The sequence below is a fragment of the Micromonospora sp. ZG13 genome (genome assembly GCF_059359355.1).
This window is the reverse complement of sequence record NZ_JCADBQ010000052.1, coordinates 1-876: the sequence shown is the minus strand read 5'-3', so window position 1 is coordinate 876 and position 876 is coordinate 1. Positions and strand designations below refer to the sequence as shown.

Annotated in this window: 1 protein-coding gene; it reads right to left on the bottom strand. The window is 69.6% G+C overall.

Features of this window, described 5'->3' with window-relative positions:
• A partial coding sequence (locus AC5L34_RS29500; protein WP_494827925.1) for an AMP-binding protein occupies positions 1-876 on the bottom strand: 876 nt, incomplete at both ends.

The following is an 876-nucleotide window of genomic DNA, read 5'->3' as shown; positions in this document are numbered from 1 at the left end:
ACGTTCTCGACCTCCGCCGGGTAGACGTTCTCCCCCGCCACGATGATCATGTCCTTGATCCGGTCACGGATGAACAGATAGCCGTCCTCGTCCAGCACGCCCGCGTCCCCGGTGACGACCCACCCGTCGACCAGCGTCTTCGCCGTGGCCTCCGGCAAGTTCCAGTACTCCACCATCACGCCCGGCGAACGCAGCCAGACCTCGCCGACCTCGCCAGCCGGCAGCGGGTTGCCCTTGTCGTCCACGACCTTGACCTCGAAGCCCGGGTACGGCAACCCCGCCGACTGCATCTTGCCGCTGTCGGGCGTGTGGTCGGCCGGGGGCAGACAGACGGCGGAGTTGCCGGTCTCGGTCAGGCCGTAGATCTGGGCGAACTCGCAGCCGAAGCCCTCGATGCAGCGGGCCAGCAGCGCCGCCGAGATGGGCGCGCTGCCGTAGACGATCTTCCGCAGGGAGGCGAAGTCCGCCTTCGTGACGCCCGGTTCCGCGAGCAGCAGTCGCAGCATCGAGGGCACCGCGAGGATGGTGGTGACGCGCAGCGTCCTGATCAGCTCCACCGCGCCGGCGGTGGTGAACTCACGCATCACCACGTTCGTGGCGCCCGAGGCGAAACCCATCGCCGCCCACGACAGGCCGCCGATGTGGAAGCCGCCGTTGCAGAGGAGGCTGACGTCGCCCTCGCGCAGGTCGAGCCAGTCCAGGTCCGCCGAGGCGAGCCCGTCACGTACGCAGAAGAAGCTGCGGTGCGCGAGGACGACGCCCTTCGGCAGCCCCGTGGTCCCGCTGGTGTACATCTGTGCCAGCGGCGTGTCCGGGGTGACCCTGGTCAGGACGTTCGCGTCGGGCTGGGCCGACACCCAGGCCGCGAAGCCGGCC